Source organism: Terriglobales bacterium, from assembly GCA_035561515.1.
In the GTDB taxonomy this organism is placed as follows: Bacteria; Acidobacteriota; Terriglobia; order Terriglobales; family Acidobacteriaceae; genus DATMXP01.
Window position 1 is genome coordinate 20,082 of sequence record DATMXP010000027.1, and the last position, 25,830, is coordinate 45,911.

Here is a 25,830-nt window from a genome sequence, read left to right on the forward strand (position 1 = left end):
ACCTCTGTCGCAAAGGCCGATCAGGCCAAGATTGACTGCAATTTACTACCAACTACTGCAAGACGTTGGTTTCTGCTTCCACCGCGAATCACAATTTCGTTTCGCTTTACTTGGATATCGCTGATCTTGCGCCATTCTCTTGATACCGGTGTCAGAAACATAGCGTAAACGGTAGACAAGGCCGACTTTGCAGGGACTCGAGTCAATGTGGGAGTCTGGAACAGTGGACCGTCGCTGATCGTCTGCTGATGGCCGACGGGAAAGGGTGTTGTTCCGAACTCCACGCCGCGTGCCCGCGTCACGCCATTCCATGGCGCGCCGGAGCGAGCGATATTCTCTTCCCACAGCGTTACCCAGGGGAAATCGGCTGATCGGAAGACGTATCCTGCGGCGAGTCCAAGACGCCAGTTCAAGACCGCGATTACCCCGTAGTCATTCTTGCTGTTTACTAGAACCGTGGCTACGAAACCTTTGCCATCATTCGCGAACGGCTTCCTGAGGTCAACCGATCTTCCTTTCAATGCCGGTGCATGGGGCCAATGAAACTCTGCATTGTCACGAAGGATGGCTTTGCCCTCGTATCCGAGCGCCCAAGTTTTTGCACGCGAACCGCTAACGAAGAAATCGCTCTCACCTGGGGACATCAGCGGAGGACCGAAGGTCGCATGCTCAACCCAGCCACAGAAGCGATCTACCGTGCGCTGGTTCTTGACTGTTTCCCGGAAATAAACGACAGACTCTCCCGGCAGCGATTCGATTGTGCGGACGAAGTTCAGCCCTGCATGCGGAAGTTCGACTGCTGCGTTCAACCGTTTACGCTGCTCGGGCTTCATCGTCCAGCGAGCAACGGGCGCTTCGCCGTGGAGTGTCAGTCCTTGCTGAATCTCGTCGGGTGACGGTGCACCGAAGTAATCCAAACATAAGGCGTGTCCGGTGAAGCCGCTGAGGAACTTTCCGACAAAGGGCACGCCATAGACAGCCGCATCACGTGACCGAAAACGTTCAGGATCGATGGACCTCCACGGCGCTTCCCAAAGAACGTTGCAGGTTGGATAGCCGGCTTCGGGTTGAAAGCGTACATCGGCGACATGGCCGCCCCCGGGGAGCGTCACGATGTCGAGCAGTCCGTTACTGAGCAGCCATGCATCGCGACCTCGCCAGCGGGTTTGCTGCATTGAGATGGATGGTTTCCGCACTAGAGAGTGAAACCTCCATCGATCGATAAGGCGGTCCCGGTAACGAATGCCGCTTCCGAGGAAGCGAGGTAGAGGGCAGCCTGCGCCACCTCCTCCGCGGTTCCAAGACGTCCCATTGGCTGCCGAGCAATGAATCGCTTGCGTGCTTCCTTGGGGTCGGCGTGTGCCGCCAGCCTGGCGCGGAGAGAAGGCGTGTCGATGGTCCCGGGGCAGATCGCGTTCACACGGATGTTTTCGCCAACGTAGTCCATTGCCATGCTGCGAGAGAGAGCAAGGACAGCACCCTTCGAAGCCGTATAAGCAGCACGGTCAACCACATTCCGGAGCACAGTGGCGGAAGAAGTATTAATGATCGTACCGCCACCCTGTTGTTTGAAGATGGGAATAACTGCATGGCACGTCAGGTACATGCTTTTGACGTTGACGGCCATCGCACGATCCCATTCTTCCTCAGTGGTCTGGTGGATCTTTCCGTGTGGAACAATTCCTGCGTTGTTAAAAAGGATGTCGATCCTACCCCAGAGCTTTATCACGCCGTCGACCAGGCGCTGGACATCGGACGACCGAGAAACATCGACAGCGAAGACTCTGCAAGTACCGCCATTCGAAGTGATTACGCTCGAGGTTTCGTCAGCAGCTTTCTGATTAAGATCCACGACGGCAACTCGCGCCCCTTCGCGTGCGAATAGGCTGGCGGAAGCGCCTCCGATACCCGCACCTGCTCCGGTGATGATCGCTACCTGGTCTTTCAGTTTCATAATCACCGCGCCGCCGCGCCGGTACCGCCTTCCTGGAACCCCATGCCCCCAGTAGGGACGAGCATGCCGCCATCTACAAGCAGCGCCGCTCCGGTAATAAACGAAGCCTGAGCACTGGCGAGAAAAACGATGGCGTTGGCAACTTCTTCCGGTTTCCCAATGCGACCTAGCACATGCATGCGGTTACAGGTCTCGATCACTTTGTCGGGATTCTGGTCGAGACTGGCAGCCCAACGCAACATTGGCGTGTCGATGGCTCCGGGGCAGACGCAGTTCGCGCGGATGTTGTTCTTCGCGAAGTCTAGTGAAAGGCAGCGTACTAGACCAAACAAGCCATGTTTAGCCGTGACGTACGCGGTGGAACCGCCGATTGCGGTGAATGTCTGAACCGACCCGAGGACGACGATGGATCCGCCCCCACTCTCGATAATGTGAGGCACAGCGAATTTCGATGCGTAGAAGGCACCGTTCAGGTTTGTATCCATTACTTCCGACCAGACGTCGGTGCTGGTTCCAATTGCGTCACCGTAGCGCTGAATGCCTGCGTTGCTTACCAGCACGTGAAGCCCACCGAAATCTTCGGCGACTTTCTCCATGATGGCTTCCACTTGCTGAGGGTCGGCCACGTTGCAGGGGTAGAATCTCGACCTCGGTATCCCTGCGGCGGTTTTCTGGCCGGCATCTGCGTTAACGTCGAGGATAGCAACGCTGGCGCCAGAAGCAGCGAACTCGCGCGCCGTGGCTTCACCGATTCCCATCGCGCCACCCGTGACGACTACAACCTGATTGTCGAAGCGTATGTTCATTCAGCCTCTACTTTCCCGCCGCACTTAGCGGTGGTTTCACCGGGTCCGAGACAATCCGCAAGGTAACAACGGAAAACGGCTTTACATTCACCTCGACGCTGCCATGCTCAGCTGTGAGCTTTGCGCGATTGTCTTCAAGAAGGTTACAGTCCCAGGCTTCACGGATACTAAAGAAAGGACTTGAAACCCGCACCTTGCCTGCATTCCCAGAGAGTTCCTGCAGCCGAAGAATGCTGCCGTTGCCGTCCTCGGCCAGTTTCCAGGTGACGACCCCGACGTTGGGATTGCTGATGTTCAGGAATGAACTGGCTGTCGCGGTGATAGGGCCCTGTTCGCGCGCGGGACCTGCCTGACCAAGTTCAAGAGGCGTCAGTTCCGACATCCCGTTGCGGGTGAGTTCGACGGGATCGAGTTTCTGCCCGCTGGTGACAGCATAGCGGAACGTCATATCGCCGCTCTGTTCGGGCATGAAATTGGTATTCCAGTAATTGTTCATGACCCAGGAGAAGATCGTTCCAGAGGTGGGCGCAAACTTTTCAGGCCAATTGCCGCGGACAATGTCACCAAATGCGACAAGTGGTGCGTCAATCGGGAAAACGGCTGCACCGAAGTCGACACCTTGGACCGAACTCCAGCGGGTAGCCGCAAACCATTCACGGCTGCCCCCAGGCAAGGTGTCCTTCGCCGGATTCACCCATGCTGTTTGGGTGTCATACAGAAACGTAGGATCAGCGACTGCAAATGGGAAGGCGAAATATGCGGCTTCCTTCGTCAGCACGCTTTCTTTCCGAATGCGGAAAGTGAATCCGATCTTCTTCTGCTGATCGAACAGAATGATCTCTGACTTGATAACGGGAGTATTTGGAGCCGTGGACTCCATCTCAATGACCGTCCCAAATGCTTCCTTTCGGACGGCAATTACCCGTCCGTTGCCTGCAGGATGAGTTTGCAGCTTCGGTGCATTCAGTCCCGCACCGTAACGATACAGGCTGTTGTTCGGAATATCGTCACCACCGGTGACGTAAAGGTAGGAGCCAAAGCGGTATGGACTGGATTGATCGACAATCTCCTTGCCGGTCTCCTTGTCGAAGATGCTCCTGATTGCTGCGGTCGCGGGATCAAGAGTGACGCGGTAATGTTGATTTTCAACGACGGAGCTGCCGGTATTCGATGGTGTGACTGCCTGCCTTTTGCCGAACCGTAGTCGGTACATCTTGTATCCGAACGCCGGAACATCGGTCGCTACGAAACGGATGCGGCGATAGCCATTGCCAAAGCCGGGAAGAGGCGTGCCCTTGCCGATGTACTGCACTTCATACGGAATTGCGGCGTTAGTAGCAGGATCATAGAGCTCAGTGCCATCCTGAAGGTCGTACTCAAGAACACCACTTCGTGGCCAACCCAGAGAGTTGAAGACCACCAGCGTGTTTTCCTTCGGACTGAGAATCGTCGCGAGCTGTCCCCATGTACGGTGAATGGTTTCACTGATCTGCCGGTCTGCTTCTGTAGCACGCGCACGTTTCAGTGCGGTCTGAGTGGTGGTTTGTTCATGCTGAGGCTGCGTGGTGCCGCTGACGTACGTCCAGGTGTGCTCGTCATAAAGAAGGATGTTGTTCCAGGCATCGGCCATCCGTTCGCGATCAAGGTTGACGCCAGGGCTCAGAGCAGTTGCCAGAGTGCTCATGATCTCGGCAGTGACCACTCGCTGTTCGTTACGACGATGGATGCCAGTGAAAGCAGCGTCAGAACCAAAGCCGTCTTCCCAGTAGGGTCCGAAATCGCCTCGGTACACGGGACGATTTGGCATCTGCTTCTCAAGGGACGTAAGAGCGGTCTTGAAATCCGTGTACTCGAACTTTGGCCAGGAGTACGTTTTCGCCCATTCACGGGCAACTTCGGCCTGTTCCGGAGCAAGCGCGGTGTTTTCAAGCTGGCTTCCGAAGATGATGGCGGCATCGGCGGTGTAGTCCGGACGCGTATAGGCCTGGAGGAAAACAGGTAAGGCATCACGAACTGCAGCCATGCGCGCTGGCGAGCCGAACATGGTGTGCATCTGGAGGTATGCACGCGAGTACCACATGAACGTGCGGCTACCATCCGGTCCCTCCCAGTAGAATGGCGACTTTTCATTCCAGCGCCCGATCAACTGCACTGGCGCCCGCCAACTGTTACTCGCGGCGGCGAAATGATTCAGACCGGCGCCATTGAGTACCGTCGCGTAGGACCATGAGTAGGCAGGGACATCCACGATCTGAGCAGCCCCTATTGGTACATCGTACTTCTTCGAGAATTGGTGGCTGCCGTACAGGGAACGGATCAGTCCTTCCAGCGATGCAGTTGCGGTGTGCTGGTTCGCAAACTCCGGCGGGATCACGATCTTGCCCTCGCGAACGTATTGCAGAAACTTTTGTTGTTCGCGTTCGGAGCGTCCCAGCATGTACTGCTGCGCCACGAAGAAGCCGTCGAGCGTCCAACGAAACTCGGGAATGCGATGCATGATATCGATGGACTGGTCGATCGATTCGGAGTGTAGTTCGGACACGCGAGCGGGATAATCGGTGAAGCCGATATCGAGGTGCTCGTGCGGAACAACGTACAGCGTCCACTTGCGCGCGGCGGTGAGTTGCAGTGGAAACCGCTTGCCGCCTAAGGCCAGACTGGCCGACACCGTGCCGGTCCATTCTGGAACTTCAAAAGACAATTTTTGTTCACCAAAGCGATCATTCGATGTGAGCGACTGACGGTAGCTCTTTCCTTGAACGTTTAGTTCAACGGAAGCACTCTTGGGAAGAGTGGCAAAACTGGGAAACACATCCACGATTTCGAAGGTCTGATTGTTAGCGGCGCGATAGAAGATGGTCGGAGTTACGAGTGCATCGATGCGGGATGCGTCGTAACTGGCGCTTGCGTCGTGTATGAGTTCGAGAGCATCGTAGACGATGCCGGTGTGCCCCGGTGCAATGGACCCCAACGAGGTCTCAACAGCCGACGGATCATCGAGAGCGGTAAGAATGATCGTGTTTGAGCCTTGCTTCAGCCAGGACGGTGACAAAGTCACGATCTTGATATCCGCGGAGGTTTGCGGAACGAACGTGCCTTCCCAGTCCCCTGCCGCGTAGTCCAGCTTGGGATGGAAATAAACGAGTCCTGTGTGCCCGTTCACATTGATGCGAAGGAAAGAAAGCCTCGGCGTCTCATACATCACTGCCAGCTTCAGGCGAAATACTCCGGTCGGTTTTTCGGGCAAGCTGAAGATGACCGTGAACGGATGCTCTCGGCCACCGGTCATCCCGTTCGCAGGGCCGGGCTGGAATCGCTGCCAGTCTGCTGAATCACGGCTCTGGCCAACACGATAAACAGGATCCTGTTTCGGATCGTTGTAGTTGATGTTCTGCGATTTGAATTCGCCGGAGGACTGGTTGAAGGTGCCAATCCGCCAGACTGTTTTTTCTGCAGCAAAACAAGTGCCTGCCAGTAGGAGTCCGAGCACTACAAAGCGCAGCGATTTCAACTTGTATCCCTCTACCACTTTGGTTGTGTGGTTATTACTCCCGGGCGTCTCGGATCTTCGATCCACGAGCCCATTTCTTTCTTGCGGGAAAGTTCGTGATATCTGGCAATCTTGTCGCGGTCGAGGCTGACGCCCAAACCGGGGCCGGCAGGAACCTTCATAGTTCCACCCGGGCCGTATTGAAGTTTGCCACCCTCAAGGATGTCGTCGGTCAAGTGATGATAGTGCGAGTCCGGCGCTACGGTCATATTAGGTACGCTCGCGGCGAGGTGGATCATCGCGGCTTGCGAGATACCAAACTCGGCGCCACTATGCATTCCGACGTCGATGCCCATGGTTTCGCAGATCTGTGCCGCCAATCGGGCTCTCGTGATGCCACCATACCAATGTGGATCGATAAGCACGACGTCGAGAATCTTCATCATCGTGGTGGGTACGAGATCTTCGAAAGCGAAAACCGACATGTTTGAGGCCAGCGTAACCCACGGCGCCTTCTCGTTGACGCGGGCCATCGCCCGCATGCCCCAAACTGGATCTTCCAGATACTCCACGTCGTACTCGTGCAGCTTGCGCGCAACCCGAACGGCGGTAGTTACCGACCAGGCTGCATTCGGATCGAGGCGGATTTTCGAAGCCGGGAATTTGTCGCGAAGAGTGACGAACGTTTCGATCTCTTCGTCCGGAGGCAGAACGCCATTCTTGTACTTCAGCGTCTGAAAACCATACTGTTTCACCAGGTATTTGGCGAAGCCAACCATCTGTTCAACGTTCGAGACTTCTCCTTCGCCGCGATCATTTGCATACCGGTAGAAAAGGTATGCGGAGAATGGGACTACTTCGCGCACCCTGCCGCCAATGATGTCGCAGATAGGCTTGTTCAGTGCTTTCCCCTGGATATCGAGACAAGCAAACTCAAGCGCAGCCCAGCCAAGTGTGTGCCCGAAGAGCTTGAGCGACGTGGGCGCGGCGAGTTTCCAGCGGATGCGTTCAAGTTGAAATGGATCTTCGCCGATCAACAGGGGCTTCATCTCGGCGAGTTGGCCTTCTCGGCTGGCTCCGCCGTAGCATTCACCGAGGCCGACAATTCCTTCGTTGGTCTCAACTTCCACTATGATCCGGGAAAATCCGGGATGAGAACCAAAGGCGTAGCGGAGTGGCGCCTCGATCGGAATAAAACAAGGTGTCCAGCGTACATCCGTAATCTTCATTATTGCGTGGCCCCCTTAGGCCATCAGCGCAAATTCACCAGCGGCAATCCCCTTACTCCGACCCTGACTCGGCATATGTGCCAACGACTCAGATTCGCAAAGTAGAGGTATTCGAAATTTTCGCCTCCGAAGGCGCCATTCGTTGGACTGGATAGCATAGTTCCGCATGGATCCCATGCGAACACGGAAACTTTTCCCTGCGATGTGACCTTGTAAATGTGATCGGAAGCGTAGCAGGTTACGTACAGATTCCCGCGCGCGTCGAGTACAGCACCATCGGGAACACGCTCCAGGCTCTTTGCATAAATGCGTTTGGAGCGAACCACACCCGGGCTGGCGATCTCCAGAGCGAGCACATTGTTGGCCGTGCTCTGAACGACATAGAGTGTGCGTTCGTCCGCACTTAATGCCATTCCGTTTGGAAATGAGAGAGAGTCGGCGATCCTGGAAGTCTTGCCATCTGCTCGAAGCACAAAGACAGCGCCGTTGTTCTTCTGCCATTCTCCGGAATCCGAGAAGTAAAGATTGCCTTCAGAGTCGAAGACGGAGAAATTCGGTGTGCGGAGTCTGACGCCACCAACTCTTTCAATCGAAGAGAGAATACGGCCCTTGCGATCCAGTCGAATCAGCGACGATTTCTTAAGATTGCATACCCAGAGTTCCTGGGTTGCAGAAAACGTCAGGCCTAGACAAAACCCGCCGAGTTGAGCAACCTCGAGTATCTTGCCTTTGGGCGTGATTCGGTAGATTTGTCCCTGCTCGCCCCCGACCCACAGGTCACCGTCACGATCAAAGGCAAGACCTTCGGGATGGTCCAATCCATCGGCGAAGACTTCGAACTTGTCGATCGAGACTGCAGGCCTCATGCCTCACCATCGTGTGACGAATTCACTTGCATTTGTCAGACAAGCGAACATATAAACTTCTATTCTCGACGGTGTCAAGGAAAAGTCACACCGGCAGCCGGAGCAATATGAAGCTTGCGACCTTTATGGCAGACGGGCCTGCGCGGCTCGGCGTGGTGCTGAACGACAAGATTATTGACTTGGCGGAACTTGCCAGTTTGGGCGGGCTGGACGGAAGCCGCTTCACCTCGATGATAGAAGTCTTGCGTACCGGAGAGGCACTGGATCGCGCACGCAGTCTGTCTCAAAACACAAGTCTGTTGGGAAAGATCAGAGGGGTTCGGCTTGACTCCGTTCGATTGCTTTCGCCGGTGCCCAACCCCGGCAAGATCATCGCTGTGGGGCTAAATTATCTTGACCACTGCGTTGAGCAGGGAATTGATCCACCTGCTGCGCCCCTCCTGTTTGCCAAGTTCCCTAACAGCGTTACGGGCCCGTACGACCCGATTATTATTCCGGAAGAAGACCCGGAGGTTGATTACGAAGTTGAACTTGGAGTTGTGATTGGACGTCGCGCGAAACGGGTTTCTGAGGCGGACGCGCTTCGCTATGTCGCGGGATACCTGGTGCTGAATGACGTCTCGGCCAGGAAATGGCAATTCGCTGACAAACAGTGGACCCGCGGGAAGTCGTGCGACACCTTCGCGCCGATGGGGCCGTGGCTGACCACGGCCGACGAAGTCCCGCAACCAGAGAACCTTGCCGTCTTCACGAGAGTGAACGGACAAACCCTACAGGACTCCTCGACGAAAAACCTGATTTTCGGTGTTTCTAGGCTGATTTCCTATATCTCCGCGAGCATAACGCTTGAACCAGGAGACGTAATTGCAACCGGGACACCTCCCGGCGTCGGAGTATTTCGGAAGCCGCCGATCTACCTCAAACCTGGTGATGTGGTCGAGACGGGCATCGAGAAACTGGGAGTTCTAAAGAATCCCGTTATCGCCGAGCAAAGACAGGCCGCGATAACAGCGTGATAGAGGTTTCGCTTGACACTTTTTAATTTTGTCCTAATGTATGACAAATCAGAGTAGCGAAATGCCAAAGTCCCAAAAGGCGTCGCAACGATTCTCGGGATTACTGAATGCGCTTGAGCCAGTGCGCCGGGAAACGGTCATGGACACTGTGGCCAAGAGAATCGAAACTCTCGTCCGTAACGGCGACCTTCGGAAAGGCGACCGTCTTCCTCCAGAGCCTGAGCTCGCACAGATGTTGCGGGTCTCCCGCAGTTCTTTGCGCGAAGCGTTGAAGGGATTGATGTTCGTAGGCCTGATCAAGGCCCGGCCCGGCGATGGTACCTACATTCAGGGCGCTTCCTTATCTCGCGTCATGAGCCGCCATTTTCAGTGGATGGTGGTCCTGCAGGAAATCAAGTACCTCGAAATCTACGAACTGAGGCAGATCATTGAGCCTCGGGCAGCCGCCCTTGCCGCACAGCGAGCTACACGCAACGACATCGAGCGCATGGAGCGCGCACTGGCCGAGATGAGCGAGAGTATCGACCGGCCCGAGCGGTTCCTGAGTTACGACATCGAGTTGCATGATGCGCTGGCCCAGGCATCGGGGAATGTCGCTCTTCAGACAACGCTACGGATGCTGTACGACGCCATGCTGGAAGCGCGCAGTCGCGTTCTACCACTCATCGACGACATGCAGCTTCACTACGAGCGCCACGAGAAGATTTTTCATTTCATCCGGGACCATCGGCCCAACCTGGCTGCCAAGGCGGTTCTTGAAGATCTGAAGTATGCCGAAAGGCTCATTCGCGAAGAGATGGCACAAGATCGCGAGCGAGCATTGACCTCAAAAGAAACAAAACCCCAACCCGCCGCACTGCGAGGCAATGCCGCAGGCGTACGCGGTAACTGATCACAAGGAAACAACAATGGCGAGACTCATGAATATCGCGCGCTGGATGATCGTGCTGGTTGCCATGCTGCTGCTTTCGCTTACCTGCGTGGCGCAGCTTGATACCGGAACTATCACCGGAATCGTTCAGGACAAAACCGGTGCGGTTCTGTCCGATGCAACTGTGAAAGTGACTAACACGAAGACAGGTCGTACGTGGGATCTGAAGACCGGCTCCCTCGGGGAGTACAGCGTTCCTGCTCTTCCCGTGGGGCCTTACCAGGTAGAAGTCTCGCGGAGTGGCTTCAAGACCGGCGTCGTATCTGACATCTTTCTGAACACATCACAAACTGTTCGTGCCGACCTGAAGCTCGAAATCGGCGCTGCGGCGGAGCAGTTGACGGTCACTGCCGAGCAGGCGACAGTGAACACGACCACCAGCGATCTCGGCGCCGCTATCGGATCGACGGCGGTAACGAATCTCCCTCTCAACGGTCGCGATTTTACGTCCTTGTTGGCGTTGGTCCCAGGCTCCGTGACGACCGCAGGCTTCGGCCAGACGAGTCTCGGTGGTTACGAGACCAGTCTTGCCGGCGTCAACATCTTGCTCGACGGAACCGACGCGACACGCATTGACGTGAACGCAACCAGCACCCAGTTGGGCCGGCAGGAGTCGCGTATTAGCCGCGCCAGCGTCGATAGTATCCAGGAGTTCCGTGTTCTGTCTGGTGTTTATTCGGCGGAATATGGCCGCTCGATGGGCGATATCGTCAACGTCATTACGAAATCCGGCGGCAACACAGTTCACGGAAACGTTTTTGAGTTTCTGCGCAACGACGCCATGGATGCGAAGAACTACTTCAACACCACTGGCGAAAAGTCACCTCTGCGCCTGAATCAATTCGGCGGCAACGTCGGCGGGCCGGTGATCAAGAACAAGCTGTTCTACTTCGTCAACTACGAGGGCGTGCGGCAGGTTGTAAATGTTCCCGCTACCACCACGGTTCTCAATTCAACCAGCCGCGCGTCGGCGGTCGCGAGCATGCAGCCCGTCATCAGCGCGATACCACTGCCTAATCGCCCGGGCGCAGTTACATACGTCGATCCCTTGGACGGCCTGGAAAAGGTAAACCCCTATCTTGGCTTCTACAGCGGTCTGCTTGAGAACCGCCTTCGCGAAGATACTGGTTCGATCAAAGTCGACTTCACCCCCAGCAGCTCCGATTCGTTTGCACTGCGGTACAACATTTCCGATTCCTACACCAGCACGCAGTACGGTTTCGCAGCCGGACAGGTTTCGCCTTCCAGCAGCCGCAACCATCTGGCGAAGATAAGCTGGACGCACACGTTCCGCCCGAACTTGTTGAATGAGTTGGGCGTCGCCCTCAACCGCCCCCAGACCGATTCGCTCGGAGGAGGCGGCGACTTCCCAATCTTCCAGTGCAGCACTTTTTGGGGTTGCAATGGAGGCAACAACTTTGGCGCAACGCCAGGGCCTGCGCTGTTCTCGAATCGCCGGCCTCAGCACTCGATCTCCTTCACGAACACCACAAGCTGGGTGAAGGGTAGAAACACCATTCGTTTCGGGTTCGATATTCGCAAGAACGTCACGCACGACGCTCTTGATCCCCAGCAGTTCCTCAGTTACGCGAACGCAAATGATTTCCTCACTAACGGTTTGATTCAGGTAGACACGCTGGGCCATACGATGGTTGGAGTCGAGAACTCAAACCTCGCGTTCTTCATGCAAGACGATATCCGGTTGACTTCGCGGTTCACTATGAACCTTGGACTGCGTTACGAATACAACACCGTCCTGAGCGGACCCGAGATGGGCAATTTCGATATTGCCAGCCTCAAGCTTCAACCGAAGGGTATTGATTTGTATAAGCCGGATCGCAACAACTTTGCTCCGCGTGTTGGTTTCGCGTATGACCTGTTAGGCGACGGCAAGACTGTACTGCGTGGCGGAGCAGGCATCTTCTTCAACCCGTTGCTCACCGGCGCTGCGCTATCGCTCGCCGGCAATTATCAACAGTCGTTCAGCGTCAATTTGTTTGACCTGTTCGATCCGAACTTCTCCTGCAATCCTCCGTTGAATTGGGGCTACCCGGTGAACAATCCGTTGCCCACTTGCAACAAGGTGTTGCCGGCAAGCGTGAACTCGCTTGACCCGAACATGCGCGATACGTACTCCGGCCACTGGAGCCTTGGCGTGCAGCGCGAATTGGTCAGCAATACCGTCCTCGAGGCTACCTACGTCGGCAACCGTGGCATCAAGCTGCCCGCTGGCGCGGCTTACGCTGGAATGGAACTGAACTATTCGCCTTTCGGGGGCAAGCAACTGTCCAACGATTTCGGCCAGATTCGCCGACTAGGCAACTTCCTGGATTCGAACTACAACGCGTTACAGGTCAGTGTTCGCCGGCATATGGCAGCGGGTTTGAATCTTGATGCGAACTATACCTGGTCGCATGAAATCGACGATGCCGTCAACATCCTGACTGGTGCTTTCCAGAACTCCCATAACCCCAAGGGCGATTATGGAAGCGGTGACATCGATGTTCGTCACAACTTCACACTCGGCTTGGTTTACGACATCCCGAAGTTCGTTCCCGGACGGCTCGGCTCCGGATGGCAGGTCAGCTCTATGTTTGCCACTCGTACGGGGCTGCCCGTCAACATCGCTCTGGCAGCACCATTCCTGGGAATCGACCAACTCCGGCCGAACTTGGTGCCCGGTGCTTCGCTGAAGCCGGCAAATTACACGGTACCCGGCGATCAATACAATCAGGGCGCCCGCCAGTTCAACAAAGACGCATTCTCGCAGCCTGCTGCCGGAACTTTCGGAAACACTCCCCGAAACTATGGCCGTGGCCCCGGCTACCATGACATTGACCTCGCGCTTCAGAAGTCGACAAAGCTAAACGAACGTCTGTCACTGCTGATTCGTGGAGAGATGTTTAACCTCTTCAATCACCCTAACTTTGCCAATCCGGTTGGCTACATGGATAGCCAGGATTTCGGCCGTAGCACGTCGACGATCGGTAATCATGTCGGCATCGGCACATCGCGTCAGGCCCAGGTGGCTATGAAGCTGGTGTTCTAGACAAAACCAAAACGGACAGGGCTTCCTTCGGGAAGCCCTTTTCTTCAGGAATTCGAATACTGCCAAATGAAAATACGCACCTCGGCAATCCTCGTAGCGCTGTTCTTCTTCGTCGGCATCCAATTTGCACTCGCGCAGTCTTCCCCGCAATCTCGGCCAAGCTCCATCAAAACCATCTACATCTTTCCCAGCAGTCATTGGGACCTCGGTTTCATTGCACCTCCGGAAGAGGTGCTGCCACGGCTGAAGCCGCACATCGATGAAGTGATCGCAAACTGCGAAGCCGATCCGGAGTTCCGCTGGACAATCGAGAGTGTATGGCAGATTCGAGAATGGCTGTCACGCACTGAAGACCAAAAGCAGATTGACAGGTTCGTAGCGCTGGTCAAGAAAGGTCAGATTCAGATATCGGCTGTGTTCGGCAGCATGCATACGGAATTCATGGGCACCGAGCAGTTGAACCGGATCGTCTACGACATGAAAGAGGTCGAACGGCGTCTGGGTGTTAAAACCGACTTTGCGATGATGAACGACGTTCCGGGCTTCACACTTCGCCTCCCACAGGTTCTCGCGCGAAGTGGGGTCCGATATTTTCTGAATGGCTCCAACTTGTTTATTGGCGGAGGCACCTCGCTTTATCCGGGGAAGGTTCCGTTCTACTGGAAGTCTCCGGACGGAAGCCAGGTACTGCTGTGGCATACACAAAGCAAGTTTGGCGGCTACACCGAGGCGCTTGCCGATTACTACCTCGATCCGATTTCCGCTGAGCCGTATACGAAAGAGCAGTTTTATCCGAAGGAGCTGAACGGACTTCCGCCTCTCGAAATCATGCGGCGCGGCGTCGACCAACTCCTCGCCAAGTTCGACAACGCGAACTATCCATACGACGCCGTCGCGGTGATGTACCTGCACGATTTCATCTCTTCGAACTTGGAGCGCGACCACCTGCTGCCTTCGGTGCGAGCGTGGAACGCCGCCGGGAAAACGCCGCGTTTGGTAGTTGCAACTCCAGCTGAATTCTTCCGTGAAATGGAAAACAGGCACGCGCAGGATTTCAAGACCTACAGCGGAGACTGGACAGGGCTGTGGTCAGAAGTAAAGACCAACTCGCCCCGGATCAGCGCCGATGCCCGTTGGGCACAGGACCATACCTCTGCGGCGGAGACCATTTGGTCGCTTCTGAGCTTCAAGCCCGGCGTGAGTTACCCCTGGGGCAATTTCGAAGAAACAAGAATCAACCTGCTGAAATATGCAGAGCACTCCGGCTCCGGTCAGGTCGGATGGCCGAAACTGATGACCCGCGCGGAGGTGGATCAGCAGAACCGCGAATACGTGGAGTATGCCCGATCGGCACGACTCGACATAGGCCATCTTCTGGATTCGGGCATGATGTCGCTCTTTTCACAGCAGCCGGATTCCAAAGTCAAAGAATCCCTGGTTGTCTTCAATCCGTTGAGTTGGATGCGCAACGGCACCGTACAAGTGAAAACCGAGGCCAACGTGCAGGTGCGTGACGTTGCTGCGAACGTAGTAGTCCCATCGCAGCGGCTCTCCAAAGATGAGATAGAGTTCTTCGCGAAGGATGTGCCATCGCTGGGCTACCGGCATTTCGTCTTGGAACCGGCGATGCAAAAAGTATCGGCAACGGACGCTCCGGGGACTGCACTCGAGAACCAGTTCTACCGAGTGGAGATACGTCCGTCGGATGGATCCATAACAAGAGTTCTCGATAAGCAGTCAAAAAAGGAATTACTTGACCCCAAGAACCCGCGCGCCGCGGGCGAGTTGATGCGTTGGACTCTGTTCGAAGCGTTCCCAAACGGGGTCGGAACGGTCAACATTACTCATAGACAAGGATCTGTAACCGACTCTCTACGCGTTGTTCGCCCCGGAAGCTATTGGCCGGAGACGGTGATTGAGCTACCCGCGAACAAGAAAACGATCCGAATTACAAATACTCTCGACCGCTCACGGATGCCCTTCGTCGCGAGTCTTCAGGCGGGTGAATACTATAGTTTCTCATTCCCGTTCCAATTCAACGGCTCAGCGCAGGTGTGGCTCGACAGCGGCATCGGATTCCACCGAATCCCTGACGACTATCTCGATGGTGCGAGAACCGACAGCGCCGTGCCGCAGCATTCGCTTGTTCTTTCGGGGGCAGACAAGAACGGAATCCACCACGTTGTGATCAGTGAGCGAGAGTCATTCTTCAATTACCTGATCGGCATGCCCGGCAGCAAGGGAGCTACCGGCGCCTTCATGAATGAGGTTCGAGTAGCCGCCCTGCGCAAACAAGATCAGGGAGACACCAAAGATCTCGGTATGGTGAACTTCGAAACTGTCGAACCTGGGCTGGATACTCCGCTGAAGTTTTCAATCGCGCTTACATCTGGCGAAGGTCCGCTTGACCCTGTCCAGGCATATCGTGCGGGCTGGGAGCAAAGTGTGCCGCTGCTGGTATCAAGCCCGCTCCCCGGAACCCGGCCATCGGAACCCGTTGGATCATACATTTCGCTCGATGCTCCCAATGTCCAAGTGCTCGCATTCAAGCCGAGCAATGATCGCGATCCGAACCACTTCATGCTTCGGCTGCAAGAGATCTCCGGCAAGGAATCAGACGTTACCGTCACTTCACCATTGAAGCCTACGGTTGTGGAAGAGACCACGATGACGGAGGACCAAGTCATTCGGTCGTTCGCGGCCAATCCGATCCGCCTCCGGATCAAGCCGCACCAGACTCTGACGCTAAGACTCACTATTCCGCACGAGAGCAAGACACGTTCTCATCGCTGGTGGGAGTGGTGATGTACGACTCTATGAAATGCCGGTTCTGCGAAATCGTTCAGGGGAGTGCAACCGCGGAAGTCGTTTACGAAGACGATAACTTGGTCGCCTTTCTTGATCACGCTCCGCTCACCTCAGGCCACTGCTTGCTGATTCCACGTAAGCATTTCGAAAGCCTTCTGGAAATGCCACCAGACCTGCTGGCGTTTACATTCACCCGGACGCAAACGCTTGCCATGGCCCTGATGAAGGCCATGGGCGCGGAGGGAATGCTGATTGCTTCGAACACCGTCGTTCAGCAGACGGTGCCTCACTTCCACGTTCATCTGGTGCCGCGCTGGCACGATGACGAACTTGGCGGGTTCTCACCACGTAAGCCCGTGACGACTCCGCTAGCCGAGGTAGCGCAACACCTTCGCAGAACAATGAAGTTGACCTAAAGGAACCATGATGAAAGCTCGTATCGCTGCATTTCTTCTCTTAATTCTTGCCTCGACGTTTGCGCTGGCCCAGCAACAGACCCCGGCGGCATGGGCCGTTAAAGCGAGCGCCGATTACTGGGTCCATCCGGATCGCGTCTACGGTGTTGCGAACAACTATCAACTGAAGCTTGACGTGTGGCAACAGCACAATGCCAAGGAACCACTGCCGACTGTCATCTACATTCACGGCGGGGGGTGGATTTGGGGTGATCGCACCGGTGCAGTTCCGCAACTCCTTCCCTATCTTGAGAAGGGTTGGAACGCGGTTAATGTCGAATACCGGATGGCGAATGTTTCGCTTGCTCCTGCTGCCGTTGCGGATTGCCGATGCGCTTTACGCTGGGTTATCCAGCATGCAAAAGAGTACGGAATTGATGCCAACCGCCTCGTGCTGACAGGGCACTCCGCCGGCGGACACCTGTCCCTCATTACCGCCATGCTCGATCAGTCCGCAGGGCTTGATAGCAATTGTCCAGGGACTGAACCGCTCAAGGTTGCTGCCGTCGTGAACTGGTACGGTATCAGCGACGTGACCGACCTGCTGTTTGGCCCGAACTATAAGAATTATGCGGACATGTGGCTTGGGACACAGGCGAACCGTGTGGATGTCGCCAAGCGCGTTTCTCCGTTGACGTACGTCCGAAAAGACCTGCCCCCAATTCTCACGATCCACGGGGATGCGGACGATGTCGTCCCGTACTCGCACGCTACGCGTCTGCATGCCGCGCTGGACAAGGTTGGCGCGACCAACAAGTTGATCACGATCAAAGGCGGCAAGCACGGTGGCTTTTCCGATGCGGACTACCAAAGTGCGTATGAGCAGGTATTCCAGTTTCTGGATAGAAATGTGCAGCCTACGCAGAAACCACATTGAGAAACTGAGTTATTTGTGCCGTCAGACCTGTCGGCAATGCGCAGCCATCCAGTCCAGGCATGAGATTCGCGTTATTTTGCTTGATCGTTCTCCGGCGACTTTCCTGCAGCGGCGTGCTGTGATTCAAGTTCGGAAAGTCGCGCTCTAAGACGATCGGCATCTGCCGCTCCAGGCGCGAGCTTCAGATATGTCCGAAGCTGCTGCTCTTCCTGCGCCTGGTTGCCGGTGTTGTAAGCGATCTGAGCAAGAATCAAGAAAAGACGAGGTTCTTTCGAGCGCTTATCAATGAATACCCCGTGCAGCGCCTCTTTCTGCGCCTGGTCGAACTCGCGTAGATTCATATGCCCGACCGCACCATAGAGATACGCGGCGGGGAACTGCAACGAATCGTTTGCGACAGCCTGTTGCGACCATTTGACCGCCTGTTTCCAGTCTTGCTGGCGTATCGCAAGGGCGGCCAGCCGAACGTAGGGGATGACAAAATACTGGTCGGCGGCACTGGCCTTCTCGTAACAGTCACGAGCTTCGGCCAATTTGTTGCGCCGTTCCAGAATTTCTCCGAGGGCCACCCACGCAAGCGCGTAGGTCGCACCTTCTTTTACGGAACTACGCAATTTTCCCTCTGCACCGTCCAAGTCACCCTTCGCGGCGAGCTTCAGTGCTTCCTCGTAGTACTTCGTTGCCTTTTTCGGAGCGCTCAATGTCGTGACGCTAACTGTTCCGTCATTCCTCTTGGGAGCGCCCACACGACTAAGAATTAGCGTGCCGACTCCTTTGGGGTCTCTGTTTTCCGCCCGATAGACTTCCAGCACGTTTGAGATGTAGCCCTCGAGATGAGCCTTCAACTCACAAGTAGTGAAGCCTTCCCGAACTGGTGTGCCGCGAAGGCCAATGTCACCAATTCCCGACGCAACATCCTGCGTGTGCAGCATGTTCTGCTTCATATCAACGGTGAGCGAAAATGTGCCATCATCTCCGGCGTAATTGCTCGCGCGAACTCCGCCGCAGTTTGCCTGGATAAGCGGCCGCAGGGTAGCTGCCTTTTGCCAATCCGGATCATCGATGAGAACCAACCCTTCGAGAAAGATGGTCCTCAGCGCCGCCGTCGGAGGCTGATCAGGGGGAGCTTCAGTTCTCACCGGTTGCGGAGCGCTGCTACCTTGTTGCAGTTGAGCAGGCACGAAAACAGGGAACAGCAAGAGTGCCGCGCAAACGATAGTCGCGGAACGAAAAATAGCGCATCCCAAAATACGACAGCCGGCCATGACAACAGCCTCCAGGAAAGCAGATGAAGCAGCCGAAACGTTATCCTCAACAATACGCTTGTGTCTGTGACAAACTACCTGAAGTAGCTCAACCTACCGCTGGTTAACGAAGGAGTCAAATTTATGCACGCCTTGGCGCTGATGGCTGAACTGGTACGGCCAGGTCTCGGATGCCGTCACCACTTGAAGATTCATTTCGTCGCCATGCGCGTCGCAGCGGTTCTCTTTTTTGTAGGACTCTTGAGTACCTACACAACGGCCCAACAGTCACGAGACGGTGGCTGCCTGCGAGGAACCGTCCAGGAACTGCGTCGTAGTCTGGTGCGCGGATGGGAGGGTTATAAGGGCGCTCCCGCCGGGATCGTTCGGCCTTCCAATCTAAAGTGGGAAATACCCGTTGCAGCCACGACCGGAGTGCTGATCGCAGCCGTCGATCGTCCGATGCCGTCTGCACCTTTATCCCCCTCGACAGTGAAAGGAACAGACACAGCAGCCAATGCGCTTCTAGGTGCGCAAGTTGGTCTGGCCATTCTAAGTTATGGTGTGGGTTGTGCCACTAACCGCGACGGCCTTCGTGACACCGCATTTTCAGCTTTGGCTGCTATGGGATACGCGGTGGGTAACAACTTGCTTCTGAAGGCCGCATTCAACCGCGAATATCCCGATAAGTGGAATGGACACGGCCAGTTTTGGGGCGGCGGTAAATCGTTCCCATCCGGGCACTCAGCAGCCGCGTTCGGTATGGCAAGTGCCATAGCGAGACGGAATCCCAGGCATCGATGGCTTACCGTTGCAGTGTTCACCTCGTCCTTTGCAGTTGCGGTACTTCGGCAGCCGGCAAGGAAACATTACGCTTCCGACATTCTGGTTGGCGCTACCCTTGGCTACGTCTCCGGCCGTTGGCTCGCTGGCCGCTGATGCTACTTGTGTTCGCAGTGCCTCTGCAAAACAACTACCGTGTCAATCTCATCGCGCGGTACGGAAGCAAGGTCGAACTCCAATCCGCTTCCTCCTGCCTTCATTGCAACAGGCGTCTGGGTACCGAGCAGCATCGGTGAACAAGCATCTGTCAGCCCCGATAAGGTCACTGTGGAAGCAGGTTCGAGCACGTGGACGAAGATGCGATCGGCGGTTTGTGTAGTTACGCCCCAATTTGTCGGCGGAACGGGTCCACCTCGAGTCCCATAGATAGAGTCCCCGTTCTTCAGTAGCCATTTGCCAACGTCCCGCAGGTTAGTTTGCGCTGGCTGCGGGATCTCACCGTTTGGCATCGGACCGATATTCAGCAGCAGATTCGCATTTCTTCCGGCCGCCCGCACCAGGTAGTGAATGATCTCTTTCGGCGATTTCCAGGCATTGTCGGTCAGGTTAAAGCCCCAGGATTTATTCACAGTATCGCTCGTCTCGAATGGCAAATTTCCTAATTCGGCGCTTGCGCTGAACCCCGCCTTGTTCTCGCCGGGCAAATCCTTCTCAAATGTCTGAACATCTTCGCCGGGTAGGGGCTTCTTGTGATGATTCGGAATGATCAGCGCTTCCGGCTGCAAACGGTGGATGAGCTGATAAGTGCGCTCTAGTTGCCAGTCGGCATCTGGTTTATCCCACATGCCGTCAAACCAGATCCCGTCGATCTTGCCGTAGTTGGTGAGCAACTCGGTGAGTTGAGCATTCATGAAATCGAGATAACCGTTCCAATTGCCGGTTTCGGGCCGTCCTGCGGATTTGCCAGTGTTGCCGCGAGGAAAATAATCCGGATGATGCCAATCAAGTTGCGAGTAGTAAAGGAAGACCTTGATGCCCTGACGATGGCATTCGTCAGCGAGCATCTTGAGAGCGTCCTTCTTGTATGGCGTGCGATCTACGATGTTCCAGTCGGTCTGCTTCGTCTGGAACATGGAAAAGCCGTCGTGGTGGCGGGAGGTAATGGTGATGTACTTCATCCCAGCCGCTTTCGCCAGCGCTACCCATCCTTTCGGGTCGTAGCGAATCGGGTAAAACTGCGGCGCAAGCTTTTCGTAATCTCGAATTGGGAGATGTCGGGTCTCCATCACCCACTCGCCATCCGCCAGTTCGCTGTAGATACCCCAGTGGATGAACATCCCGAACTTCATGTCCTGGAACCGCTGCCGGCTTTCAAGGCGTGCTTTGGATACCGGTTCGGATCCTTCTCCCCACAGTGCTGAACAAAACAGGACGAAACAGAACAGAAGCGCTAATTTGCGTGAGATCGGCACGATTTAGCTCCTGACACGGCCCGTAAAAGTCGGCCGCCGTTGCGAGGCCGCCATTGTAACGCAGAGGCGACTAATCGTAATGATATCGATATCAAAAGTTCGTTTACAGGAATTGCACGCACGAGTACATTGTGGCGACAAGGAGTCTGACCTGATGAGTCGTCATATTCTTCGGCTGTTCGCCATTTTTGCGCTGCTCTGTACCGCTTGGGCAGGTGATCAAATTCCAAACGCCGCTTGGCGCATTCCCCTGGGTACCATCCCCGATACAGTCGGAGGTCGCAAGCCCGAACTGGTGACCAATATCGACGATGGGCCCTTCCAAGGGGCTCCCGTCGGAGGCTTTGGCGCGGGCACCTTCTCTCGAACAACCCGAGGCAATTTCGAGCGTTGGCACCTGAAGGCCGGCGTTCACAAGTATCAGAATGTGCCGGCGAATCAGTTCGCCGTTTTCGCACAGGCGGAAGGTCAACCTGCCGTCGCACAGGTTTTGTCCACCAGCAAGCCGGAGCACGGTGAACTCTCGTCTTGGAACTGGTCGTACCCCGCAGGAAAGGGCGAATACGCCGCGGTCTATCCGAAGGCTTGGTACGTATACAACTCGCAGCAATTACCAGTGAAGCTCACACTTGAGCAATTTTCGCCGGTGCTTCCGAACAACTATCGCGAATCCAGTTATCCGGTCGCAGTGTTCAACTGGTATGTCGAGAATCCCACCGGCAAGCCGGTGACCGTGTCCGTCCTCTTCTCGTGGACCAACATGGTGGGCTGGTTCCGTGACTTTTCACGGGATTTTCGAGCGGGTCTCAGCACGCTGAACAAGAACGCATACCGCAGCGAGAAGCTCGCAAACGGAAGCATGCAAGGAATCGTCTTCGATCGCCTGCGCTTTTCTCCCGTGCAGGATGAATGGGATGGACAGTTTGCGATTGCCACGCTAGCTGGCGCCGATGCGCAGGTCAGCTACGTTGCTACGTATGATCCAAGTGGTCCCGGGGCCGATACTTGGAACACGTTCTCGAAGGACGGTACGCTTCCGAACACAGCGCTGGATTTTGAAAGCAGTGGAGAGACCATTGCGGGTGCCATCGCCGTGAAGATCACAGTCCCTGCGGGAGGGAAGAAGGTAATACCCATGGCACTCTCGTGGGATTTGCCGATCTACCAGTTTGGAAGCGGGCGAAAGTGGGTGCGCCACTACACGAAGTTCTTCAACGAGTCCGGAACGAACGCGTGGAACATCGCCAAAGTCGCGTTGCAACAAGGGGAAAAGTGGAGTGCGGAGATTGACGCTTGGCAAAAGCCCATTCTGGGGGACGAATCAAAACCTGCCTGGTATCGCAGCGAGCTCTTCAATGAGCTCTACATTTTGGCTGATGGTGGAACTGCTTGGGGGCACGAACTTTCTGGGAATTCTAATCCGAAGCACAAGTCAGCCCAGTTGGCAGACACCTTCAGTTTCCTCGAGTGTTTTGACTACCTCTATTACGGAACCCTTGACGTACGCTTTTACGGTTCTTTCCCGCTCATTAAATTCTGGCCGGATCTGGAAAAACAGGAGATGCGCCAGTTCGCAGACACCATCGGCGAGTCCTTAAACCAGAACACGATGTGGTCCTGGAAAAGCACGAAGGAAGGCAAGTTGGTACTGATGCCGCGCAAGGCTGCTGGTGTCGCTCCGCACGACCTGGGCTCGCCGCTCGAAGACGCGTTCACAAATGTGAACCAGTACAACTACCAGAACGTAACTGACTGGCGCGATCTCAACAGCAAGTTCGTATTGCTCATCTGGCGGGATTATGTCCTCAGCGGTAAGAAGGACATCGACTTCCTTCGCTATGCATACCCGGCCGTAAAACTGGCGATGCAGCACCTGTTGAAGTTCGACACAGACGGCGACGGCCTGATCGAGAACGGTGGCTTCCCTGACCAGACCTACGATAATTGGGTGGCTCGTGGCGAGAGTTCGTATTCAGGAAGTCTCTATGTCGCTGCCCTTCGTGCCACGGCCGAGATGGCGCGCATTGTCGGTGACAATGCCATAGCTAACAGCAACGATGCTCTCTTCAAGAAAGTACAGGCAGCGTTCATCAAGAAACTCTGGAACAACAGCTACTTCGACTACGACACGGCAAGTCCCTATAAGAAGGACATCATGGCGGAACAGTTGGCGGGGCAGTGGTACGCAAGTCTGACCGGACTCGGTGACCTCGTACCGCCGGAAATGCGGAAATCAGCGTTGCAGCGCGTTTACGACTACAACGTCATGAAATTTCAGAACGGGAAGATGGGTGCCGTAAATGGAATCGGAGCCGACGGTGAGGGCCTGAAGGAAAATGAGCAGGTCGAAGAAGTCTGGGTTGGTACCACCTTCAGCGTTGCTTCCCACATGATCTCCGAGGGTCTAAAGGAACAAGGCTTCGCGACGGCAAAAGGCGTCAACAATGTCGTTTGGGTTGATCGCGGGTATTGGTTCCGAACGCCCGAGGCATATAACGCCCAAGGCTTCTATCGGGCGAGCATGTACATGAGACCAGGAGCGATTTGGGCAATGGAATACAGCCTGGAGGGTGCAGCGCAGAAATCGGCGAAGTAAATCTCCGGACCAAAGTGAAGGGTGAGCCCACGGGCTCACCCTTTCGTTTACTTACTCGCTTGCGAGAACGACAACTTCGCTTGGCGGTAGGTCAAGACTCGATTTCTGCTGTCCGTCCAAAAGGCTACGCATCGGCCGCGGCAGCGTCACCTGCTGCTGCTGGCGCGTGTGGTTGATGACAATCAGGACGGTTTTTCCATCGGTAGAAACACGCCGGCTCACTTCCACTCCGCTCGGAAGTCCCGGCAGGATCTGCTTCACGCCGCTGCCAGATACTTCCGATGCAAGCACGTCCCTGGTCAGCTTTTCGTCGAGCCATGCACCGATGTACGTGATGCTGCCCTTGCCCACCTTACGGGTGATAACGGCTGGCTTGTCGTCGAGCCAGCCGTTGCTGGTGCCGAACTTCAATACAACGTCAACGCCCGGTTGCTTCGCTTCAAGCATTTCTGCCCAATTCTTAACCTGACCGCTGCCCACCTTGCCCGTAACGGAGAAGTCCTTATCGAGCGCGTAGAAATCGACGACATCTCCTCCAAGGAGCTCAGAAAGGATGGTTCCCGGTTGGCGCGACGGGAGCAGTGCGTTGTTCTCATCCTTCATGCCGGAGCGGACACCAAGGACGAGGTGACCACCTCCGCGAACGTAAGCTGCCAAATGTTCCGCTCGTTCGCGAGGCATAAGGTTCAGCGCCGGAGCAACAACCAGTTTGTATTTATCGAGCGGAGCGGAAGGATGAACGATGTCGACATCCTGGGTGAGTTCGCGCAGAGGGCGATAAATAGATGAGAGGTATCCGATTGGATCGAAGTTGCGGTTGTGCTTCTGGAAATCAACCGCCCAGCGACTGTCATAATCGAACAATACAGCCGTTTCAGGTGCGGGCGTGGTGTCTTTCAGCGCAGAGGCCGCTTTGGCCACTTCCCGGGCGATCTGAGATATCTCTTCGTAAACCGGACGAGGATTGCCATCGGCGCCCACAAGCGACCCGTGATACTGCTCCTGTCCTCCCAATGCGCTACGCCATTGCCAGTAACTAACCGTGTCGGCACCGTGACCAATTGCCTGCCAGGCAAGCTTGCGCATCTCTCCGCGGTCCAGAGTATTGTTGATGCCCGCCCAATTTACCGAGCCCGGTTGCGTTTCCATGATCCAGAAATTCCGGCGCTTGAAGCCGCGCGTCAGATCGTGAGTCTGCGCATTCCACATATAATCAAGCTGCCCTTGCCCCACGTACGAATCCCAGGAAGCGAAATCCAGTTCGGCAGCAACGGTGTAGTGGTCGAAACCCGGGTAGAAACCCATGAAATTATGAGTGATGAACTGTCGCGGGTCGCTGCTCGCGCGGATAGCCGAAATCTGGTTGTGCTGGTAATCGCGGAATGTAACGGAGATAAAGCGCTTCCACTCCAGCATGAGCCCGGGATTGTGATAGCCCACGGGAATCGGGATCTCGTCCCATGAATCGTAGGTCTGGCTCCAGTAGTACGTAGTCCACGCACCGTTCAAGCGATCGAGAGTCTGATACTTTTGCCGAAGAAATGCCTGAAAACGCACTTTCGTTTCGTCATCATAGGAAACAGGGCCGTATTCGTTGTCGATCTGCCATCCAATCACGTTCGGGTTATGTCCGAAGCGCTTCGCCATTTCTTCTGCAACGCGCCGGCATAGCTGAAGATATCGCTCGCTGGTAAACCGGTAGTGGCCTCTATTCCCGTGTGTTGCCCGACGACCGTCTTCCCACGTCGGCAGCACTTCCGGGTATTTCTTGGTGAGCCATGCGGGAGGCGCGGCAGTGGGCGTACCAACAACTACCTTGATGTTGCGCGCAGCCGCCATCTTGATCGCGCGATCCAGCCAGTCGAGATCGAACTTGCCTTCGGCTGGTTCCATGCGGCTCCAGGCAAATTCGCCTACGCGGACCATTGTGATCCCTGCGGCCTGCATGAGTGCCAGATCTTTTTCCCAACGTTCTTCTGGCCACTGTTCTGGGTACCATGCAACGCCAATAAAGAGTGGCGAAACAGAAACGTTCTGAACGTTCGGGGTCGATTTCGGGCTGCTGTTGGATGGGGATGCCTGTGCGATCGCAATCCCAGTCAAAACCGAAACAAGCAACAATTGTGCGAGGGGAATTCTTGTTTTAAACATGGTCACCGTAGAGCGCGTCTTAACGCACTGGACATTCGGGCGTAATGCTAGGAGGGGCGGAATCTAATGTCAATTATGATATCGTTATCAACCTTCAGTTCAT

Annotated in this window: 17 protein-coding genes; 8 read left to right on the top strand and 9 right to left on the bottom strand. The window is 55.5% G+C overall.

Features of this window, described 5'->3' with window-relative positions; all coding sequences use genetic code 11:
* Positions 1-20 precede the first annotated feature (20 nt).
* From VN577_12875 to VN577_12900, 6 genes are read right to left on the bottom strand one after another with little or no spacing between them, the layout of a single operon-like run.
* A complete protein-coding gene (locus tag VN577_12875; GenBank protein HWR15714.1) occupies positions 21-1,175 on the bottom strand; it encodes a hypothetical protein in 1,155 nt (384 codons plus the stop codon).
* Positions 1,176-1,195: 20 nt separating this feature from the next.
* Positions 1,196-1,954 (bottom strand): SDR family oxidoreductase, encoded by a 759-nt coding sequence (locus VN577_12880; protein ID HWR15715.1) that lies wholly within the window; start codon positions 1,952-1,954, stop codon positions 1,196-1,198.
* Positions 1,955-1,956: 2 nt separating this feature from the next.
* Positions 1,957-2,760, bottom strand: coding sequence for an SDR family oxidoreductase (locus tag VN577_12885; GenBank protein HWR15716.1), 804 nt, complete (start codon positions 2,758-2,760; stop codon positions 1,957-1,959).
* 7 nt (positions 2,761-2,767) lie between these two features.
* Positions 2,768-6,337 (bottom strand): polysaccharide lyase family protein, encoded by a 3,570-nt coding sequence (locus VN577_12890; GenBank protein HWR15717.1) that lies wholly within the window; start codon positions 6,335-6,337, stop codon positions 2,768-2,770.
* Positions 6,283-7,479, bottom strand: coding sequence for an enolase C-terminal domain-like protein (locus VN577_12895; protein ID HWR15718.1), 1,197 nt, complete (start codon positions 7,477-7,479; stop codon positions 6,283-6,285). Before VN577_12895 ends, VN577_12890 begins: the two co-directional genes overlap by 55 nt.
* 23 nt (positions 7,480-7,502) lie before the next feature.
* The gene (locus tag VN577_12900) at positions 7,503-8,345 is read right to left on the bottom strand and encodes an SMP-30/gluconolactonase/LRE family protein (protein HWR15719.1); all 843 of its coding nucleotides are present in this window, start codon (positions 8,343-8,345) and stop codon (positions 7,503-7,505) included.
* A gap of 107 nt (positions 8,346-8,452) precedes the next feature.
* Between VN577_12900 and VN577_12905 the strand changes: the two genes are divergently transcribed.
* The 6 genes from VN577_12905 (at position 8,453) to VN577_12930 (ending at position 17,481) form a co-directional block, all read left to right on the top strand.
* Positions 8,453-9,361, top strand: coding sequence for a fumarylacetoacetate hydrolase family protein (locus tag VN577_12905; GenBank protein ID HWR15720.1), 909 nt, complete (start codon positions 8,453-8,455; stop codon positions 9,359-9,361).
* Between the two features lie 61 nt (positions 9,362-9,422).
* Positions 9,423-10,253: a FadR/GntR family transcriptional regulator gene (locus tag VN577_12910; protein ID HWR15721.1), complete on the top strand. Its 831-nt coding sequence runs from the start codon at positions 9,423-9,425 to the stop codon at positions 10,251-10,253.
* A gap of 16 nt (positions 10,254-10,269) precedes the next feature.
* A complete protein-coding gene (locus VN577_12915; protein ID HWR15722.1) occupies positions 10,270-13,341 on the top strand; it encodes a carboxypeptidase regulatory-like domain-containing protein in 3,072 nt (1,023 codons plus the stop codon).
* A gap of 66 nt (positions 13,342-13,407) precedes the next feature.
* Positions 13,408-16,146 (top strand): glycosyl hydrolase-related protein, encoded by a 2,739-nt coding sequence (locus VN577_12920; protein ID HWR15723.1) that lies wholly within the window; start codon positions 13,408-13,410, stop codon positions 16,144-16,146.
* Entirely contained in the window at positions 16,146-16,565 is a 420-nt protein-coding gene (locus tag VN577_12925; protein ID HWR15724.1) for an HIT family protein, read from the top strand. The genes VN577_12920 and VN577_12925 overlap by 1 nt, the downstream gene beginning before the upstream one ends.
* Positions 16,566-16,572: 7 nt before the next feature.
* Positions 16,573-17,481: an alpha/beta hydrolase gene (locus VN577_12930; GenBank protein HWR15725.1), complete on the top strand. Its 909-nt coding sequence runs from the start codon at positions 16,573-16,575 to the stop codon at positions 17,479-17,481.
* 71 nt (positions 17,482-17,552) lie between these two features.
* Here VN577_12930 and VN577_12935 read toward each other — a convergent pair whose 3' ends face one another.
* On the bottom strand, positions 17,553-18,746 hold the full coding sequence (locus tag VN577_12935) for a hypothetical protein (GenBank protein ID HWR15726.1): 1,194 nt from the start codon (positions 18,744-18,746) through the stop codon (positions 17,553-17,555).
* A gap of 123 nt (positions 18,747-18,869) precedes the next feature.
* On the opposite strand from VN577_12935, the gene VN577_12940 reads away from it, so the two are divergent.
* Positions 18,870-19,664: a phosphatase PAP2 family protein gene (locus tag VN577_12940; protein ID HWR15727.1), complete on the top strand. Its 795-nt coding sequence runs from the start codon at positions 18,870-18,872 to the stop codon at positions 19,662-19,664.
* Between the two features lie 2 nt (positions 19,665-19,666).
* Here VN577_12940 and VN577_12945 read toward each other — a convergent pair whose 3' ends face one another.
* Positions 19,667-20,980 carry an alpha-L-fucosidase gene (locus tag VN577_12945; GenBank protein ID HWR15728.1) on the bottom strand — a complete coding sequence of 438 codons (1,314 nt, stop codon included), beginning with the start codon at positions 20,978-20,980 and terminating at the stop codon, positions 19,667-19,669.
* A gap of 154 nt (positions 20,981-21,134) precedes the next feature.
* Here VN577_12945 and VN577_12950 point away from each other — a divergent pair, with 154 nt between their 5' ends.
* Entirely contained in the window at positions 21,135-23,576 is a 2,442-nt protein-coding gene (locus VN577_12950; GenBank protein HWR15729.1) for a non-lysosomal glucosylceramidase, read from the top strand.
* Between the two features lie 51 nt (positions 23,577-23,627).
* Here the strand turns inward: VN577_12950 and VN577_12955 are convergent, their stop codons facing one another.
* Positions 23,628-25,727 (bottom strand): beta-galactosidase, encoded by a 2,100-nt coding sequence (locus VN577_12955; protein ID HWR15730.1) that lies wholly within the window; start codon positions 25,725-25,727, stop codon positions 23,628-23,630.
* Between the last annotated feature and the right edge of the window lie 103 nt (positions 25,728-25,830).

Coding starts and splice junctions, on each gene's coding strand:
- VN577_12940 (HWR15727.1), top strand. CDS start 18,870: ATGCACGCCTTGGCGCTGATGGCTGAACTGGTACGGCCAGGTCTCGGA.
- VN577_12930 (HWR15725.1), top strand. CDS start 16,573: ATGATGAAAGCTCGTATCGCTGCATTTCTTCTCTTAATTCTTGCCTCG.
- VN577_12900 (HWR15719.1), bottom strand. CDS start 8,345: ATGAGGCCTGCAGTCTCGATCGACAAGTTCGAAGTCTTCGCCGATGGA.
- VN577_12885 (HWR15716.1), bottom strand. CDS start 2,760: ATGAACATACGCTTCGACAATCAGGTTGTAGTCGTCACGGGTGGCGCG.
- VN577_12925 (HWR15724.1), top strand. CDS start 16,146: ATGTACGACTCTATGAAATGCCGGTTCTGCGAAATCGTTCAGGGGAGT.
- VN577_12950 (HWR15729.1), top strand. CDS start 21,135: ATGAGTCGTCATATTCTTCGGCTGTTCGCCATTTTTGCGCTGCTCTGT.
- VN577_12920 (HWR15723.1), top strand. CDS start 13,408: ATGAAAATACGCACCTCGGCAATCCTCGTAGCGCTGTTCTTCTTCGTC.
- VN577_12875 (HWR15714.1), bottom strand. CDS start 1,175: ATGCAGCAAACCCGCTGGCGAGGTCGCGATGCATGGCTGCTCAGTAAC.
- VN577_12910 (HWR15721.1), top strand. CDS start 9,423: ATGCCAAAGTCCCAAAAGGCGTCGCAACGATTCTCGGGATTACTGAAT.
- VN577_12915 (HWR15722.1), top strand. CDS start 10,270: ATGGCGAGACTCATGAATATCGCGCGCTGGATGATCGTGCTGGTTGCC.
- VN577_12955 (HWR15730.1), bottom strand. CDS start 25,727: ATGTTTAAAACAAGAATTCCCCTCGCACAATTGTTGCTTGTTTCGGTT.
- VN577_12895 (HWR15718.1), bottom strand. CDS start 7,479: ATGAAGATTACGGATGTACGCTGGACACCTTGTTTTATTCCGATCGAG.
- VN577_12905 (HWR15720.1), top strand. CDS start 8,453: ATGAAGCTTGCGACCTTTATGGCAGACGGGCCTGCGCGGCTCGGCGTG.
- VN577_12935 (HWR15726.1), bottom strand. CDS start 18,746: ATGGCCGGCTGTCGTATTTTGGGATGCGCTATTTTTCGTTCCGCGACT.
- VN577_12880 (HWR15715.1), bottom strand. CDS start 1,954: ATGAAACTGAAAGACCAGGTAGCGATCATCACCGGAGCAGGTGCGGGT.